Genomic DNA, 18,378 nt, shown 5'->3' on the forward strand with positions numbered 1-18,378 from the left:
GATTTACGCTTTTATCTTTATTAATAGTTTCTGTAATAATTCGATTTCTACAATAATCTTATTGATATCATCAAATGGCAGATTGCCATCAACGAATTTTCTCTCCAAATCTGTGGCATACTCATTTAACAAAATAAGCCCTGCGGTACTTGAGGTCCCCCGAAGTTTATGTAGAAGCTTCTTTACCTGAGGAACATCGACTTCCAACTTCGCTAGTGCTAAACGCTCCTTTTGAAGTTCTAACTCGGTCAAAACGATACCTACGAATTCTTGTTTAAAATCGGCGTCATTGTCCGTCGACTCATCCATGATTCGCTCATCAAAATGACGCTCTATCTGAACATCTTTCACTAAATCCGAGTCCAGTGACTGCATAGCCTTAGTTACCAGCGCCTTGAACTCTCCAGCCTTAATCGGCTTCGTTAAGAAATCAGACATACCAACTTCTAAGCACTTCTCTTTTTCTCCAATCACATTTCCTGCAGTGATACCGATTATCGGCACGTGCTCATAGCCCGCCAAAGTCCGGATCTTTTGTGTCGCCTCAATCCCATCCATTAATGGCATTTGAATATCCATTAAAATCAAGTCGAATTTGCCGTTTTCGCAAGCCTCAACCGCCAATACTCCATTTTCTACACTGCTTGTTTCACAATGTGGTAAAACCCCTTCGACAAGACGAAGGTTCAAAGCCATGTTGACCGGATTATCATCCGCTACCAAAACAGAGAATGCTGTATCTAAGGACTTCAGATGAATATCCTCATCAGACACGATTGTGGGCACGTTATTCGGATTTCGCCTTAAAATGCGATAAAGTTCCTCTGAAATAATTGGCTTGGTAATGCAATATGAATTATGCTCTTGACGAAATTGCATCATATATTCCTGATCCTCCGAAGAACAGTGCGATACTAACAATGGAACCGATTCTTCCTGTTGAATCAAGAACTCTTTAATCTTTACAATAGTTTCTAATCCATTGAGGATAGGCATACGATAATCCATTAAAATTGCGTCGAAACGAGCCCCATCGAGATAAAGCTGAATTGCTTCAAAACCATTTCCAACAGAAGTTGTTTTTACGCCTTTATAGGCCAACATATGCTCCAGAATAACTCTGTTGTTTGAGTTATCATCGACGATAAGGACATTCTCGACCGATAAGTCGTCATTTTCAACTTCCATATACTCATATGGAACTTCAATATCAAAATAGAATGTAGACCCCTCACCGACCTTACTTACGAGCGAAAGCTCACTACCCATATAACGCAGAATATTGTTTGAAATCGTTAACCCAAGTCCAGTACCACCAAAACGCTTGCTCACCGAACTGTCCTCTTGCATAAAGGCGTCGAAGATACGTTGTTGCTTCTCTTCAGGAATACCGATCCCTGTATCCCTAACTGAAAAACGAAGATTAACTTTATCTTCTTCAATATTGGTGCGTATTACTTGAAGTTCAATCTCTCCAGTTTCTGTGAATTTCACCGCATTGGATAAGAGATTGATTAAAACCTGTTTTATTCGCGAGTCATCAATGTGTATATAGTCTGGAAGGCCTTGTTCAATATTTAAGAGTAACTCGATGCCTTTGTTTTGTGCTTGATATAAGATGACATGAATGACCTGGTTCACCAGTTCATACGGATTGTATTGATCAGCATAAAACTCTAACTTACCCGATTCAATTTTCGAAAAGTCGAGGATATCGTTGATAATGGCCAAGAGATTATTTCCAGATTCATTAACGTAGCGCAGATATTGCTTTTGCAAATCATTTAATGGTGTTTTCAATAGTAAATCCGAAAAACCAATAACACCATTGAGTGGAGTTCGAATTTCATGACTCATATTGGCGAGAAACTCTGATTTTGCTTTACTACCAATATCAGCAAGTTTCTTTGCATTTTTCAACTCTTCATTTTGAGCGACCTGATCAGAAATATTCTGCGAAAATATAATGATACCGCCGATCACGCCATCATGTAATCTCCACGGACGTACTTCCCAATTATAATGTTGAACACCTTCGACTTCGTCTCTAGTAACTAACTCATCTGTATTTTTATACGATATTCCTTCTAAAGCTTTTCTATAGATCTCTTTTCGGTTTTCGGGAATATTAGGAAAGACATCATAAAGGTTTCTACGAACTTCATGATTGCTAACAAAATTAAACTCTTCCTTCCATTGCTTACTGATCGTCAGATAATCTAGATTTTGATCAAACATAGCAACCGATGCAGGCACATAATCGACGAATGTTTGCAACATCGCTTCTTTACGTTCTAACTCAATAAAGGTCCCCTTGGCTTGATCGATGTCTTGAATAATTCCGAAAACACGTGTACAAGTACCATCAATGAATTCAGGAACGCCTTTAATACGAATCCATAAGGATTCGCCACTTTGCTTTATTAAAGTCGTTTCCAGATCATAACTCTCCCCTAATTCTACCGCACGATTAAACAATTTGTTGAGCTTTTCGCCATCTTTCTGATCAAAGAACGTAAATGCATTTTCCAAGGTTGGAACGAAATCCAATGATACTCCATGAATATCTCTTGTCGGTCCAGACCAATAGATCTTATTCTTCGCCAAATCGACTTCCCAACCTCCAACTTGAGCGACCTGACTACTCTGTTCTAAAATTTGCTTGGTATGTTGAAGATCCTCTTCCAATTTAATCCGATCGGTCATATCCAATGCAGAACTAACCACATAAGCGTTTCCATCAAGATCGGTTTCCAAGCTGTTATTATATAGCCAGTAAATCCATTCTCCATTCTTATGTTTGAGAATCATCATACCGCGATCTTCCCCCTTTTGTTTAATGCGCTCCAAATAAGGCTTAAACAAAGTCTTCTTATCGTTCGGTAACATATCAACGAGATTTAATTTTTCAACCTCTTCTGCCGAATAGCCCAAAACTTTCCTACCCATTTCATTGACACGGAGAATCCTACCGTCTAAGTCATGCATGCTCATTAAGCCTAAACCATTCTCAAAAAAGTTCCTAAACTTACGCTCAGATACTAGGAGCTTGATTTTTTCCGCATTTTCTTTACTTATATCCCTTCCGAAAGCAAAAACCTCCTTGTTGTTGGGATTATATTTGAAATTCCAATTGATAAACGCTTCGTCTAAATGCGTTTCTGTCTGCGTCTGAATCTGTGTGGCTTTTCCTGTTGAAATAGCCGATCTAATCGCATCGGCAAGTGATTCTTTTGCTTGTAATATTTCGATGAAAGATTGGCCAACAGCTTCACGTGTGGAGAAGTTCATCAGTTCTGCAAATGCAGGATTCACTTCCTTAATCAGAAAATTATCATCCAATACGCAAATCATATTCTGCGTAACAGATAGTATATCCTTGAAATAGCCCGCCTGCGCAACTTTACGCTTCGCTAATAAAACAGATACTACTGCTTCAGCAAGTTTAGACAAAGACTCTAACTGGTCTTCGTTGATACGCTTTACTTCATAATCGATTACACATAGCGTCCCTAATGCGAGACCTCTATGATCTAGTAAGGGTACCCCTGCATAAAAGCGAATCTCACCAGCACGAATTAATGGATTATCAGTTGTACGAGGATCAAGGTAGGTATCTTCAATCATGAGCGGTTTATCGCTCAACATAGTATATTGACAAACGGTATTTTTCCGTTCAACGGTGTCTAATTCGAGACCAAAACAACTTTGAATACGTTGAGTTTCTTCTTCCATTATAGCAATAATAGAGGAAGCACAGCCAGTGAGCTGACATGCAAGTTCGGCAAAAACATCGAGCTCTGGCATCTTGCCAAGCCCCATCAAGCCAAAAGAATAGAGCATATCTATACGCTCAGACTCGTTGATTGGAGTACACTGAGGATTCATTTGTGTTCTATAGGTAGTAATAAATGTCTCGCAAGATAGCTATATCTTGCCGGACAACTTAGTTTTTTCAGGTAAAACAGACAAACTTGCCGAATAGTTTTAAAATTCTCTTATCGACAGCAAAAACTTACCTAATGTTACAATCTCATCAAATTGAACCGATAGCAATACCTACTAAATAAAACTCATCCTTTGTAGAATAATAATAAATTACTGATTAAGTATAATCAGCGTGATGAAGTATTCAATCATACGTTCAACATGTAAGAACTTAGTCTACTATCTTTTTTGCTTTAATGGCTTCTAATGATATGTAATTCTTACTATCATCAACCCTAAAAATTCGATTGGAATTGCGTTTGCATAAGTAAAAGATGCGCTTTTTAAGTTTCTCAAGACAATATATCATTACGCATAACCTAAATGACATTATGAATAGGTAGAAGTATTTTCACTACCGGTAATTTTGCTATGAATTAGATTTAATACAAATAGCATACACAATGAATTATTCTTACATCAAAAGGCTATCTACGGCCAGCCTATGTTGTCTACTTCTTTTTAGCGCATGCGAGAAAGAGGAAAAGCCTATAGTCCCTGATCTCCCGGTACAAGAGGAAAAAGTCGTCCTTAATCTCCTTGCAGACTATAAAACAAGACCTTTCTTCAAGTTCAGTACTGGCGAAGTCGTTAGCAAACCAACAGGTGACAATTGGGACATCCGGTTTGATAACGCCCAATTGAAAATCAATGGCGGTAACATGTCCAATCCGGTTCGTTCAGGAAACGGCAAAGGAATTATCATCCATACGGCCTATCAAAACGTCAAAGAAATCCCAAATCTAAGCGAATTAAAACAAGACAATGGTCGAGAGGATTATGCGCTTGGTTATCGTAGCGGGGGCACAACCTGGTATTTTTTAGACGACAACAATTTCTACATCATCTATCCCGAGAAAACATTGTTTATCCAAACTGCCGACGGAAAAGGCTTTGTCAAACTACAAATCTTTAGTTTCTACAGAGACATGCCGAGTATGAAAGGAGAAACCTATGATTCAATGAGCTCTCGGATGGATTACTTCAGTTTCCGCTATCAATACATAGAAAAAGGACAGCGATTTCATTAATCGAATATTAACAAACCAAGCATATGAAATTCAAAAAAACAAAGGGCGTCCTATTTGGACTGTGCCTCACGAGCCTAGTTATTGGCTGTCGTAAAGAGCTTTCTCCCTTTGGTTCTTACGATAAGCAAGTGCCAATGCAAGCTGAATACAAAGAAACGATTATTGTATACTTCAAAGATAAAAACAACAGCAGCTTCAGCTTACAAGAGCCTGCCAAATTTTTAACCGAAAAGGCGATTGCACGCCGTAAAGCACAAGCCATTAAGATTGACTCCACAGATTTACCAGTAAACGATAAATATATCCAAGAGGTCCTGAAAGTGAGCAAAGGGAAACTTTTAAATCGCTCAAAATGGCTTAATTATGTGACCATACACTTACCGGAGCAGCATGAAGATCTAAAAACTATTCAATCTTTAGCATTTGTTAAATCGGTCAAACAAATTGGTGTACATATACCCTATCAAGAGCCAGTAGTCCCACCGATAAAAAAGGAAAACAATATCGTTCCGAAGGGATCCATAAAAATGCTTGACACGCTGAAAGTGAATGCTGTCAATTATGGAAAAACGTATCGTCTTCTAGAGCGATATCAAGCACAGGAATTACACGCGAATAAATTCTATGGCAATGGTAAAACAATTGCCATCCTGAGTGAGGGCTTTGGTTATATCGCAGAAAAACCAGAAATAGCACATCTTATTGCCGAGAACCGCATCATCGATCAATTCGATTTACTCTATAATCGCGATGATATCAGCACCACAACAACCAATGGGAATAATATGCTCGCTATGTTCGCTGCGATTGATCCCAAGAACTTTGTAGGTCTGGCACCAAAAGCCGAATATATCTTAACCAGAACGGATCGAGGAGGAACGCAGGAGCCCTTTTTTGAAACCAGTTGGGTTGCATCTGTCGAACGCGCTGATAGCCTTGGTGTAGATATTATTAGTTCTTCTTGTATGTTCGGAGTAAAGTTTGATCAACCTCAGTTCGATATTACCGAGGAACATAGTGATGGTCGATCCATTAGCAGCCAAGTTGCCGATTTAGCCTTTACAAAAGGAATCCTTACGGTTCAAATGTTTCCGCAACGCTCCGCGGGAATAACCTTTGTTATACCTCCTGAGGATGCCAAAAACATCTTAACAGTTGGGAATGCCAATAGAAATAATGAACCACTATGGTCAATATTGGATAAGCCTACAGCAGATGGCAGAATTAAACCAGAATTCGCCGTAATCGCACAAGAGATCCCTATAATTTATGGCTGGGGAGATTCCTATAATACGGCGTATAGTCCACCCATCCTTGCCGGACTAGTTGCTTGTCTTTGGGAAGCGTTCCCTAACAAAACAAGCGCTGAAATCAAAGACTTACTGATTCGTAGTGCAAGCCAAGGATCAAAACCAGACAACAAATTAGGATACGGTGTACCAAATTTCAAAAAAGCTTATGAAAACGCGAAATAAACAATATAAACTTCTGGCGTTTGTAAAATCAAACGTACAACAGATCGCCTACTTAACCTTCATCTTGCTACAATTAGGCATGGTTTCTTGCCAGAAAGAAAGCGAAGCTGAATACCAAACCGTTAAGAAAAAGCAAACCGTAATAGACTACGTTTTAGATCTCGAAAACCTGTACATGATAAAATACAGATTTGAATATAACAATCAATATCAAGTTACACGTATTTATCGTGGTGAGCGACAAGCAAATGCCAGTCAATTACAACTGATTGCAGTTGCGCATTATGATCAGGCAAATCAAAGTAATCTACCTGATTCTTTGAGCACCTATAATACGCGAGGGTATAAAGTTAGAGTCATCCAAGCGAAAGATTTTAATTCCATTGCTAAACCGATTCCGAATCAGATTTACGACTGGCCAACACGTGAGAACAAATTGCTCACGGTGCCGGGGGGTGAATTAGCATTCGCTATTGCTGGTAAAAAAATAGGATGGTCAGGAGCTGGACATATGGGATCAGGGAATACCATAGATATAATGGACCATCTTAAACTATTGAATCGAAGCAACCTAAAAGACTCTATTCAGCTCGCCGTCACTAGTAAAACCGATGGCACAAAGCGTATGTTTGACGACTTCCATATCCTTTACAACAATCTGGGCTTTCCGATTGACATGTCCATGTACGACCGCCTAAACGCCGGTTTTGAACAATTAAAAATTAATTACAGAGAAGAGTAATCATGAGCAATAAAATATATTCAGGCTTAGCGGTAGCTGTATTTGCATTAAGCCTATTTAGTTCTTGCAATAAGCAAATCACTTTCAAACAGGAAGATCGTCTGCAAATTGCAGAAAATTTCAGACTGCAGGAAGTGCGATCAAAAAATGGTGAACTGTATGAAAAATACAGTTACGATGATCAAAAGCGATTGAAACAAGTCGTCTACAATGGTAACGATCTATTTAATCTTCAATACGCGAATGGAACTGCAAAGCTGACAAAGTTTAATAATTACGAGGTTATCTATGATCAACAGGACCGACTAATTGAAGTAAAAGGACCAGAATTGAGCAATACGGTATTAAACTACCTCCCAAATCAAATACAAATTATACAAACGACACGTACCGTCGTCCCTGGTCCAAAGCCAACACAAATTGACACATTGAATTTGCTTTTAAATACCAAAGGAGAAGTATTGCAAGCGAACTTATTACCCAAAAAAATTGGTTATGAATTTCGCTATGATCAATACGCAAGTCCTTATATACACAATGAAAAACAGCTGTTGCCTATTTTATTGATTTATCCGCTTGCACAGGTTTTCAAAGAGATATCGAGTTTACATACGGGTAAAAATCTGATGAGAATTTATCAAAATGCTAGCAATATCAGCAATAGTGTGGAGAAACCAATGGTTGAGGATATTACCTATCGATACGATCATCTCCGTTATGATATCCCAACTTCAAGTAGCAATCACGGACTGAATAAGTCAGAAAGGCATTTCTTATACAGCGAATAACACCATCATGAGAACAAAAAAACATATTACTATTATTCCCTTATTTCTGGTTTTACTGATTCAGACGGTCTGGGCACAAGAAAACATACATGGAAGGGTCACGAACGAGAACGCCGACCCATTAAGCCAGGTACAGATTCTGAGCGAAAGTAATCAGGTTCTGGGAATTAGCAACAATAAAGGTTGGTTTCAAATTACGGTTCGACAGATACCATGTAGTTTAATCTTCAAGAAGGCAGGCTTCGAGAAGAAAAAAATTTGGCTAGAGAAGAAAGAGACGGTACGAATCGAGCTCGCAAAATCGTCAGAAAAAATCTTCGAAGTCTATGTCCTGGCCCATCAAAACTATGATAATGTCTACGAAACAAATATGATCGAAGGCTCGGAATTAGTCAATTCTTTCGAGGCGAACCCCATCAATAGCTTACGCGGTCGTGTACCCGGCTTACAGATGAATGCGACTGCTGGGGGTGTTACATCCGGCAGCGGCATGGTTATCCGTGGCATGAAGTCACTAGTAGGTGGCAACCAGCCTTTATTTATCTTAGACGGGATGCCTATAGAAAACGAAACTTCAGGGGCCAATCAGTATGGAGGACAAGACTGGGGAAATACATTGAAAGAACTTAATGTCTATGACATCGAGAATATTCAAGTGTTAAAAAGTGCGGCAGCCGCTCAGAAGTACGGATCTAGAGGGATGAATGGCGTAATTGAGATTAATACCAAAGGCAACAAAATGAAACCTGGGTTATCTATTGATGCTAACATTGGTGGGAGCTACGGGCAGGTATATGGAATGCCGTCCTTACTTAGCCAGAACGACATCCAACAAATCAATGATCCACGTTTAGCCTGGCTATCGACTGCAAGCGACAATTATTACGACTCCTTTGAGCAGTCGAATGCACAAATTGGTCAAATTGCGATTAATTATTTTAAAGGGAAAAACAAATTGCGCTTATGCTACGGTGCGGATTACAATAAGGGGACTTACAAGCGAAACACGCTCGATAAGCACAATTTGATGTTTAAGGGTTTTCAAACTTGGACGAATAAATTTCAAACAGAAATCGGTGCGATATACAATCAAAGTATTTCGAGAAATGCGCCTAGTATTGGTGCTCAAAAATTTGCATCACTGGGAAGAACTTTTATTGAATATCCCATCGATTTTGCTGCTGCCAGCACGAACGATCCTTTGGAAAGTGAAACTGCCTGGTATTTATATGGACAGCAAGCCAAAAAAACAGCTGAAAGCATTCGTTTATTTGCGAAAGGAAACTGGAATATCTTACCCGAACTAGATTTCAAAATTTCCGCAAATTATGCTGACTACGGGATTCGTACACGTGAAAACGCTAGTGGCTATTTTGAACGTATGCTGGGTAATGAAAGCTTCTATCATCAAGAAAGGGCTTATAATAATAGCGCCAAGGAATATAGCATTGATTGGATGGCGAAAGCAGAGCTCGATTACCATAGAAGTTTTGCTAATCAACAGTTCCAAGCGACCTTAGGCTATGACTACTGGCAAACAGAAGGCGGCATTAAGGGATTTTCATACCTCCCAACATCGTCCAACCCATATCGACTCAAAATTGGCGCCGAGCGCGAAGTCATTGAACAATTCCTAAATACAAATGCCTACCAACTGGCGTCTCAGTTTAGTGTGAAGCACGCGAACAGTAAGCATATTCATGGTGCGCATCTGATGCTAAACTATCAATACGGTCAAAATCTGTTTATTAATGCTGGAACACGATTAGACCATGTCAATACCTTAAGTAACTTAGATAAGTTAGGCAAAATCACCCAAATTTATCCCTCCATTGGATTCGCATACCTTTATACTTCGACCCTAAGAAATTGGTTAAATCTCCCAGAGAAAGCATTGGACTTTGCGAAGATTAGAGCAAACTACGGTCATAGTGGTAATGTAACTGGTCTATTCCACTACCAATCTGCAGTAACTGACGATTTGGAACTTCCCTACCCTGGACTAAAAACAGTATACAAACCATACTATACCAATTCAGGATCTTGGGGTCTCAGAAATTACCAAACTGGATTCTCTTATGAATACGCGAAAGAAGTAGAACTTGGAACCGATTTTAGCTGGTTCACAAATAGACTAGCTTTACACTTAACATGGTATAATCGTACGATCGACAACTACTTATACGATATCGTGAGCCCATTGGAGAAATTCAATCAGCCCCTTCGTGATGTACATGCGAAAGTTCGAAACCGAGGTTGGGAGCTACAGCTAACCGCTGTACCATTTAGAACTAATAGCTTCCAATGGACCAGTAGCATTAACTTTGTCGCAAATCGCAATAAATTCCTGGAGATAAATAGCTCTTCTATTAATAGCTTAACCCAATTAGGCAGCCAAGACGACGTTAGTCTCGTTGGAAGTGTCAATGGTAATTTCGGGACTTTATTATCCGGCTATGCTGCCAAAACAAATAGCCAAGGACAATACTTATTAAACTCACATATGGAATATGTTCCTTCGGGTACCGCGAAAGAGATTGGTAACAGTACAGCCAAATGGATTGCTGGATTTGAGAATAAATTTACCTTTAAGAACCTACAGGTTGGCGCATTATTCGATTTCAAAGTCGGCGGCGATATTTATTCTGGAACACATGCCCTACTATATCAGCGAGCAGTTTTATCAGATACCCGATTTGGGCGTTCAGAATCGTTCGGCGGAATAGAACGAAAAATGCCTGTACAACAAATCGATCCAGAAACAGGAAAACAACAAACAATTTATAAATCCAGTTTTGACGGTATTATCCCAACCGGAGTATTCGATGAACATATTCGTTTGTACGGAAAAGACGTCTCCGGTCTTAGTTTTCAAGCAGCTCAAGAACTGATTGGAAAGGATAATAATGGAGAATATCTTTTGCAACCCCTTGCTGCCAGTGAGTATTATGCAGGCTTCCACGAACGTGCAGGTGTACGTGAGCGTTCGATCTTTGAAAATAGTTATATCGCCATTCGAGAGATCAATATTGGATATGCTGTACCAAATACATTGGCAAAACGATGGTTCCGCGCAGAATCGGCACAGATAGGAATTGTAGGTAGAAATTTAGGGTATCTCTATAAGAGCCTTCCTTACAATTTAAATCCAGATGGATCTTACAACAATAGAAATGGTGGATCCTTTGAGTACGCCGCAATGCTACCCGTAAGAACTTATGGAATGTTTATGAAATTTTCATTCTAAAGCATTTAATTATAAGGAGCAGCCTATGTATTACTTCTTGACATATCCTAGCTTGTTCACAAAGGATTGTTGAGAATTAACGCAAGGGGCTGCTCCATATAAAACAGCAATACGACAGCAAATTAAAACTACAAGACTACTCTTCTAAAAAAAGTTAAACCATGAATACTTATAACAAACTCATATTCCTCACTCTATTGATCAGTGCATATTTTGCAGTTGTTCGAAAAATGAAGAGACGAAGCCAACTCCAAAGGAACTAAAGGATATTTATATCCGCGATCTAAATAATGGTGAGGTTACATCTGGTCAACCAACCGGGATTGCCAGTCCTATCTATTTTAACTTAGAGAGTCAACAAACCGTATCCGCAGGGAGCAATTGGGATATCGCATTTGGTGGCATCGCAAACACAGTAATTAGTAGCAACAGTAAGGCTGGTACCTGGATGAAAGTAATGACTGCAGATTACGCGACTATTCAGCAAAAACCGTCGATAACATACGATGAAAGCGAAAGTGGAAATATTGCAAGCTACGACAATGGATGGTATATGTTTGATGTGCAAACACATGTCGTGGAACCCATTCGAGGAAAAACATTTTTCCTACAAACATCAAAAGGAAAGCATTACAAATTAAAAATGATAAGCATCTATAAGGGCGCTCCTGAGTATCCCACATCGATGGACAAGACGACCTTTCTGACTTTTCAATATAGTGCATTCGACTAAGCTGGCGGGCAATACTATTGCTTAATTCTTAAGTTCTATGGGCGGCACGCCATAATATCGCTTAAAGGCATTGGTAAAGTTGTTTTGATGGCTGTAGCCCGTCAATGCCGCCACTTCATAAATTGGCAAACGCTCGTCTAACAAATATGATTTTGCCTTTTTCATTCGAACCTGCATCAGGTAATTGTTAATGGTAATGGAGTAGTATCGGCGAAAATCTTTCCGCAATTTACTCTCACTCGTGAGCAGCTCCGAGGCTAGTTCTCTTTGAGTTGGGGGATTTGCAATCCTGTTCTCGAGGATTATTCGAGCCTGCTCTAGCCTTAAGATATCCTCATTAGAAAATGAAAGACCGGAATCACTTCGAAATTCCAAATACTGTTCAAATTGATACATCAATAAAGCTAAAATACAAGACTCTAAATGTAAACGACGAATCTCCCCTATTTTCTTCGACTCGACTAACTCAACAATCGTTTGTTGCATTTCGAATGTTGCAGTACAGTCTTTCTGCATATAGGAGGTTTGATGCCCTAGATTGAGTTGTTCAATAAACTCTTGAAGCAATAGTGAATCGCGCTTGACAAGACTTAAGAAATATTCCTTGGATAAAACGGCAATAAAGAAATGATAATCTATTCCGTGTTGAATTTCGAGCGTGGAATTAAATGAAGGGATAAATCGAATGTTGTGCCTACTCACCTCGCGGGGATTGACCTTGCTACAAGGACCGTAAAATATAAATTGGCTCATCACCGCATCACCTTCTATTTCCGTTTGGAAATGCACAGGCTTTGAAAAATTCATCTTCGCCTGTAGAATAAACATACCAGATGTTGCTAACTGGAAATTTTCCATATGAACATGATCATTATCAATCGCTGTTCTACATTCAACCACCGGATTCTCTGGAATATAAATATCAAGCACCTCCTGCTCGAATAAACACTTATCCAATTCTAAAATCTTACTCCTAACAATCATTTCGCACGAATCAACACAATTTCTTAATACCTAATAAAATTCGCTAAAAAGATAATGAATGTTATTTATAATCATTCTAAATAATAAGTGTTTTAACAAAGAAATAATATTGAGAACAGGAATCGGTGTTTATCTATCATACATATAAGATGTTCAATTTCCACAGTTTAAGCTACAGCTTAAGCCTAGCTCAAGCGTACTTTAAGCATACCTTAACCCATGAATTGTGGTTTTGATCGAATAAGCTACGAACATGCTCTAAGCCAAAGTCGAGCCTTCGTGAAGATTTTTATATGAACATTAAATCAAAGCTTCCTAAGCTCGCACAACGACAGGAATCGCTGTGGATTCGAATGCAAGATTGGAGCTGGTGTATTCCGAACGTGGGAGTTCGACGAGCGTTTTCACATCGTTTAACGCAAGTTGTAAATAATAGGTGCCTTTGTATTCTTTTTGAACAAGAAAATCGATCATTTGCAGAATATCGTCCTTCTTGAGTAATTCAGAATGTACAGTCGTTCGCACTTCGAAAGGGATATCGGCAGATTGCAGAATTGCGAAGGACGTCTCAAACGAAGCAAAAGTTGACACACCTGTTACTTCCTGAAAATTTGGCGCTAAAGTTTTGAAGTCTAAGGCAACATAGTCAACGAGACCTTCATTTATTAGCATTTGCAAGTTTTTTGGACTCGCCCCATTGGTATCGATCTTCACGAGATACCCCAAATCTTTGGCTATCCTAGCTAAGGTGAGTAGATCTCGATGTATACTACATTCGCCGCCACTCATAACGACCGCTTGCAATAGTCCACGACGAGCTTGCAGAAAGCGTTCGGCTTCCGCAATAGCGATTTTCCCTTTGCCAAAAACAATATCAGGATTATAACAATACTGACAACGCATATTGCAGCCCACAAACCAAAAGATGCAGGCTGCTTTGTTTGGATAATCTAGTAAACTAAAGGCTGTGATATCAAACAGCGGCTTTACCATGTTGTTCACAGAATAAAGTACGCTCCTTGTGCTCGCCTTGTTTACCAATGTTAAAGCTTTCTACGGGGCGATGATATCCCATAACCCGCGTATACACTAAACATTTACTACGTTCTTGCTGATGTTGCTGCAACACCTGCGTTCTGTCATCATTCATAGTTTTCATGTGAAATATTTAATTTATGTTTATTAATGATCTCTTCGTCACATTGAGGGCAATACTCATGCTGTCCGTTGAGGTATCCATGTTTCGGACAAATACTAAATACTGGAGTTACTGTGATATAAGGTAATTTGAAATTAGTCAATACCGTTTTCACAAATTCCTTACAGGCTTCTGACGTACTTATCCTTTCGCGCATATACAAGTGGAGCACTGTACCGCCAGTATATTTACATTGTAGCTCATCCTGCAATAATAGGGCTTCAAATGGATCTTCCGTTTGGTCTGCCGGAAGTTGAGAACTATTGGTGTAATATATTTGAGGGTGCTGTCCTGCTTGTAGGATATCCTCGAAACGTTTCTTATCTTCTTTAGCAAATCTGTAAGTCGTCCCTTCAGCAGGTGTTGCTTCCAAATTATAAAGATTACCAGTCTCTTCCTGGTACTCGCGAAGTCTGTCGCGAATATAATCTAAGACTTGACTAGCAAAGTCCTTCCCCCAAGTTGTGACGATATTTTCTTGATCTTCAGTATAGTTACGAATCATTTCATTCATTCCATTGACACCAATCGTTGAGAAATGATTCCTGAAATGTGGTAAATACCGTTTAGTGTATGGATATAGTCCATTGTCGTACATCTCTTGTACGAACTTTCGTTTCTTTTCCAAGGTGGATTTTGCGATTTCCATTAACTCATCAATACGTTTATATAATTGTTCCGGTTTTCCCCGATACAAATAACCTAAACGCGCCATGTTGATCGTTACGACACCAATACTTCCCGTCATTTCTGCACTACCAAATAAACCATTTCCTCTTTTCAATAATTCTCGAAGGTCTAATTGCAATCGACAACACATACTGCGCACAGCATTAGGTTTATAAGCTTCTGGATTTTCAACGCGTTCACCAGCATCATTCAGGATATATTGACTGCCAATAAAATTTTGGAAGTAAGAAGATCCTATTTTTGCGGTATTTTCAAAAAGGATATCCACGTTTTCACCAGTCCAATCAAAATCCTCCGTGATATTCACTGTCGGTATCGGAAAAGTGAAGGGCTGACCATTGGCGTCGCCTTCGGTCATCACCTCGTAATAGGCCTTATTTATCATATTCATTTCCTTTTGGAAATGCTTATAGGTTAAATCTTCCAATTGTTTTACGCCGCGTTCAACGGCTAAATTCTGCAATTCCTCATTATTGAAATCTCTAAAAAGATGAAGTCCTGCTTTTGTCGGAATCTGGTCTTGTAAATCTTGGGGCACAATCCAGTCTAACGTTATATTGGTAAAAGGCGACTGTCCCCATCTTGCCGGAACGTTTAGATTATAAACAAAACTTCGGATTGCTTTTTTAACATCCAACTGGCTTAATCGATCTTTAAACACATAGGGTGCTAAGTAGGTATCAAAAGAACTAAATGCTTGAGCGCCGGCCCACTCACTTTGGAGTATCCCCAGGAAATTCGCCATCTGACCTAAAGCTTCTCGAAAATGCGATGGCGGGCGGCTATCTACCCGACCACGTACGCCATTAAATCCTTCATCTAGTAAAACACGTAGACTCCAACCGGCACAGTAACCCGTTAAACAATCTAGATCGTGTATATGAATATCAGCATTCCGGTGCGCATGTCCTTCCACCCGGTTATAGACTTTGTCTAGCCAATAATTTGCAATAATCTTCCCCGCGGTATTGTTTACTAGTCCCGCATTCGAAAAAGAATTATTCGCATTCGCCTGAATACGCCAGTCGTTCTGGTAAATGTACTCCTCGACGGCATGGCTACTATCGACATAGGTACTGGAATCAACAAAGCGATCTATATGCTCACGTTGTAGTTTTCGCGTATGTCGAAAGAGCATAAAGGAACGCATCACTTGAAAATAGCCGCCCACATACAGTTTCTTTTCAATGGTATCCTGTATATCTTCGACATCAACCAAGTTAGATGGGTTTATTTCGCCAAGTACCGTTTCCATGATGGATTCGTCATATGGAATGGATACACTTTGGAATGCCTTTTTAATAGCATCTTCGATTTTGAAGGATTGGAATTTCTCTAATGAGCCGTCTCGTTTAATCACATCTTTCATATCACAAAATTGGGTTTAATAGCATGTATGATAAGGTATTATCTAAAGCTAAGCAGTAGTGTCGAGTTTTAAAATGACATAAAACACAAAACGAATTATTTTCGAAATAATGCTTAAAAAGAAAGGTTAATCTGTGCGACAAAGTTCCTTCCTGGTCTTGCAATCTTCATGATATCTTGATGTCTATAGTAATGACGATCAAAGATATTTTCAATTCGAATATTACTGGTTAGTCGTTGCTTTCTCAGTTGGAATGTTTTCCGGAGTCCTGCGTTTAATAGCGTTGCGGATGGTGTTTTTGTGTCTCCGTAAATTGTTGTACTCACTTTATTTTGTTCTGCATAATAAGCGAAGTCAACTTGAGCTGCCCAGCCTTTATGCTGCCATAGTAGGCTGTTGTTGTTTGTAAATGGAGCAATCAATGGCAAGGCATTGTTTTGATTATCCTTTCCTTCCGTATAAGCAAAGGTGCTGATCCACTCTAATTGTTCAAGCGGTTTTAATCGTATTGCAAATTCAGCACCTATAAGATTTGCAGAAGGGAGATTTGCATATTGTTTTACGCCGGACGCACCAATGGTCATCGCCTGGAATTGATTACTTATTGCTCCAGCAATATAGTCTTTGAAGAAGTAATTATAAGCTGTAGCTTCTAATCTCAACCATGCTAATTGATAACTCGTCCCCAAGGAGGCTTGAAGCGATTTTTCCGATGCTAGATCTACATTTCCTAAGTAATCGTAGTTATCGAGTCGATTGAATAAATAAAAGCCATAATATTCTTGCAGACTGGCGCTCCGTGTTGCAAAACCTACTTTTGCCATCCAATGCCATTGTGCGCTGGGATGAAAATGTCCCATGACGCTGATATTTGAAAGGTGATTTCCGCGATCTAGGTTTCCTTCCTTCATACCCGATAGTTGAGTTCTTCCTTCGGCGCTATACAGACTCGATTGCGCGAAACTATAATTTCCTAGAAGGTCAAGTCCCCATTTTTCTGAAATTGCAAGCTTGTCCGAAAGATCGATGCTGAAATTGCTACGTTGCGCATCAGGAATAGTATACATAAACATTGGACTCCCCTGCTTTGGATACATGATCATATTTGCTGTTAAGCGATTGACATATCCACTAACACGAGCTTGCCAAGCATGTATACCACTCTGTACAGCGGTTTCGCTATAAAACCCAGCAGTCCAAGACAACCCAGGCATATCCATATGCATAGCGACCGATTCTGCGGGACGCTTCGTATCGTCCATAGCATGATCGATATGATTAAAATAAATTTTAGATTTTATTTGAGTCGCCGTTTTGCCTAGTTTATAGAGATGACTTATCGATGCGATATTTGCATTCGCATAGGCAACGTCCATGGTAAGCGCAGGATACCCTATGTTTTGTCCATAATCGGCAAGATACTGTGCCGACAGTTCGTTTCTATCGTTTATTTTATATCGAAATCCGATTGATCCATTCCATTTTTGAAATTGAGAGTGTTGAATTTTTTCCAAATTTGCAGCACGATATTCTTGTGCTTTTCTAAATATTCCGTTCACTAAAATTCCAAAACGATCCGTGCTATACTGCAGGGACGCTAAGGTTTGAATCGCTTCAGCATTGGTTTCAAAACCTGTACCGAGCATTCCAGATATTTTGGGTTGAGGCGTCAGTTCCGGTGTCGATAGCTTAAAATTTATCCCCCCCGCTATCCCCGCTCCATAATTCTGGAAAGAGGGCTCCAAATTGACATTGATCTGTTGCAGGTTGCTAGGCTCAATATACGAACTGATGGGATCCATGCGGTCAGTACATGCGCCGAAAATAGTCATTCCATCAATGCTCAGACTGATTTGCGCAGCATTTAAACTTCGTATGGTAGGTTCCCAAGCGTAGGCCCCTCTTCGAATCATTTGTATTCCAGATATTCTATCTAAAAGCTGATCGATATTGGCTTGCTTCGATGCTCTTTGTTCACGTTCAAGTTGTTTATTTATCCCAACTTGACTGGTCACAAGGACTTCTTCAATATGAACATGTTTCAATGTATCTTGAACAGCATGATGCTGACTAAAAACATTTAAACTTATTACGCATGCTCCTATTGCAATGAAATATCGTACCGCTTTCATGA

The 18,378-nt window shown here is 39.5% G+C and carries 12 protein-coding genes; 6 read left to right on the plus strand and 6 right to left on the minus strand.

What is annotated here, in order from left to right; all coding sequences use genetic code 11:
* Positions 1-3 precede the first annotated feature (3 nt).
* Positions 4-3,888 (minus strand): response regulator, encoded by a 3,885-nt coding sequence (locus GFH32_RS11980; RefSeq protein ID WP_153511824.1) that lies wholly within the window; start codon positions 3,886-3,888, stop codon positions 4-6.
* Between the two features lie 503 nt (positions 3,889-4,391).
* Between GFH32_RS11980 and GFH32_RS11985 the strand changes: the two genes are divergently transcribed.
* The 6 genes from GFH32_RS11985 (at position 4,392) to GFH32_RS12010 (ending at position 12,003) form a co-directional block, all read left to right on the plus strand.
* On the plus strand, positions 4,392-5,018 hold the full coding sequence (locus GFH32_RS11985) for an HmuY family protein (RefSeq protein ID WP_153511825.1): 627 nt from the start codon (positions 4,392-4,394) through the stop codon (positions 5,016-5,018).
* A 23-nt stretch (positions 5,019-5,041) separates the two neighbouring features.
* Positions 5,042-6,493, plus strand: a complete 1,452-nt coding sequence (locus GFH32_RS11990; RefSeq protein ID WP_153511826.1) for a S8 family serine peptidase — start codon at positions 5,042-5,044, stop codon at positions 6,491-6,493.
* A complete protein-coding gene (locus tag GFH32_RS11995; protein ID WP_153511827.1) occupies positions 6,477-7,235 on the plus strand; it encodes a hypothetical protein in 759 nt (252 codons plus the stop codon). The genes GFH32_RS11990 and GFH32_RS11995 overlap by 17 nt, the downstream gene beginning before the upstream one ends.
* 2 nt (positions 7,236-7,237) lie before the next feature.
* Positions 7,238-8,023, plus strand: a complete 786-nt coding sequence (locus GFH32_RS12000) for a hypothetical protein (RefSeq protein WP_153511828.1) — start codon at positions 7,238-7,240, stop codon at positions 8,021-8,023.
* A gap of 7 nt (positions 8,024-8,030) precedes the next feature.
* Entirely contained in the window at positions 8,031-11,270 is a 3,240-nt protein-coding gene (locus GFH32_RS12005; RefSeq protein ID WP_153511829.1) for a TonB-dependent receptor plug domain-containing protein, read from the plus strand.
* 448 nt (positions 11,271-11,718) lie between these two features.
* On the plus strand, positions 11,719-12,003 hold the full coding sequence (locus GFH32_RS12010) for a hypothetical protein (protein ID WP_160366803.1): 285 nt from the start codon (positions 11,719-11,721) through the stop codon (positions 12,001-12,003).
* 21 nt (positions 12,004-12,024) lie between these two features.
* On the opposite strand, the gene GFH32_RS12015 is transcribed toward GFH32_RS12010, so the two are convergent.
* From GFH32_RS12015 to GFH32_RS12035, 5 genes are all read right to left on the minus strand, one after another.
* The gene (locus tag GFH32_RS12015) at positions 12,025-12,987 is read right to left on the minus strand and encodes a helix-turn-helix transcriptional regulator (RefSeq protein ID WP_153511831.1); all 963 of its coding nucleotides are present in this window, start codon (positions 12,985-12,987) and stop codon (positions 12,025-12,027) included.
* 315 nt (positions 12,988-13,302) lie between these two features.
* Positions 13,303-13,980: an anaerobic ribonucleoside-triphosphate reductase activating protein gene (locus GFH32_RS12020; RefSeq protein WP_153511832.1), complete on the minus strand. Its 678-nt coding sequence runs from the start codon at positions 13,978-13,980 to the stop codon at positions 13,303-13,305.
* On the minus strand, positions 13,961-14,146 hold the full coding sequence (gene nrdD, locus GFH32_RS18525) for an anaerobic ribonucleoside-triphosphate reductase (RefSeq protein ID WP_194285639.1): 186 nt from the start codon (positions 14,144-14,146) through the stop codon (positions 13,961-13,963). The genes GFH32_RS12020 and nrdD overlap by 20 nt, the downstream gene beginning before the upstream one ends.
* On the minus strand, positions 14,130-16,244 hold the full coding sequence (locus GFH32_RS12030) for a ribonucleoside triphosphate reductase (protein WP_153511833.1): 2,115 nt from the start codon (positions 16,242-16,244) through the stop codon (positions 14,130-14,132). Before GFH32_RS12030 ends, nrdD begins: the two co-directional genes overlap by 17 nt.
* A 113-nt stretch (positions 16,245-16,357) precedes the next feature.
* Positions 16,358-18,376 carry a TonB-dependent receptor gene (locus GFH32_RS12035; protein WP_153511834.1) on the minus strand — a complete coding sequence of 673 codons (2,019 nt, stop codon included), beginning with the start codon at positions 18,374-18,376 and terminating at the stop codon, positions 16,358-16,360.
* Positions 18,377-18,378 lie beyond the last annotated feature (2 nt).

Origin of the sequence: Sphingobacteruim zhuxiongii (assembly GCF_009557615.1) — a bacterium.
GTDB classification, from domain to species: domain Bacteria; phylum Bacteroidota; class Bacteroidia; order Sphingobacteriales; family Sphingobacteriaceae; genus Sphingobacterium; species Sphingobacterium zhuxiongii.

Excerpts from the sequence above, each read along its gene's own strand:
- GFH32_RS11980 (WP_153511824.1), bottom strand. The coding sequence starts at position 3,888 with ATGAATCCTCAGTGTACTCCAATCAACGAGTCTGAGCGTATAGATATG.
- GFH32_RS11995 (WP_153511827.1), top strand. The coding sequence starts at position 6,477 with ATGAAAACGCGAAATAAACAATATAAACTTCTGGCGTTTGTAAAATCA.
- GFH32_RS12030 (WP_153511833.1), bottom strand. The coding sequence starts at position 16,244 with ATGAAAGATGTGATTAAACGAGACGGCTCATTAGAGAAATTCCAATCC.
- GFH32_RS11985 (WP_153511825.1), top strand. The coding sequence starts at position 4,392 with ATGAATTATTCTTACATCAAAAGGCTATCTACGGCCAGCCTATGTTGT.
- GFH32_RS12010 (WP_160366803.1), top strand. The coding sequence starts at position 11,719 with ATGAAAGTAATGACTGCAGATTACGCGACTATTCAGCAAAAACCGTCG.
- GFH32_RS12035 (WP_153511834.1), bottom strand. The coding sequence starts at position 18,376 with ATGAAAGCGGTACGATATTTCATTGCAATAGGAGCATGCGTAATAAGT.
- GFH32_RS12005 (WP_153511829.1), top strand. The coding sequence starts at position 8,031 with ATGAGAACAAAAAAACATATTACTATTATTCCCTTATTTCTGGTTTTA.
- GFH32_RS12020 (WP_153511832.1), bottom strand. The coding sequence starts at position 13,980 with ATGGTAAAGCCGCTGTTTGATATCACAGCCTTTAGTTTACTAGATTAT.
- GFH32_RS12000 (WP_153511828.1), top strand. The coding sequence starts at position 7,238 with ATGAGCAATAAAATATATTCAGGCTTAGCGGTAGCTGTATTTGCATTA.
- nrdD (WP_194285639.1), bottom strand. The coding sequence starts at position 14,146 with ATGAAAACTATGAATGATGACAGAACGCAGGTGTTGCAGCAACATCAG.
- GFH32_RS12015 (WP_153511831.1), bottom strand. The coding sequence starts at position 12,987 with ATGATTGTTAGGAGTAAGATTTTAGAATTGGATAAGTGTTTATTCGAG.
- GFH32_RS11990 (WP_153511826.1), top strand. The coding sequence starts at position 5,042 with ATGAAATTCAAAAAAACAAAGGGCGTCCTATTTGGACTGTGCCTCACG.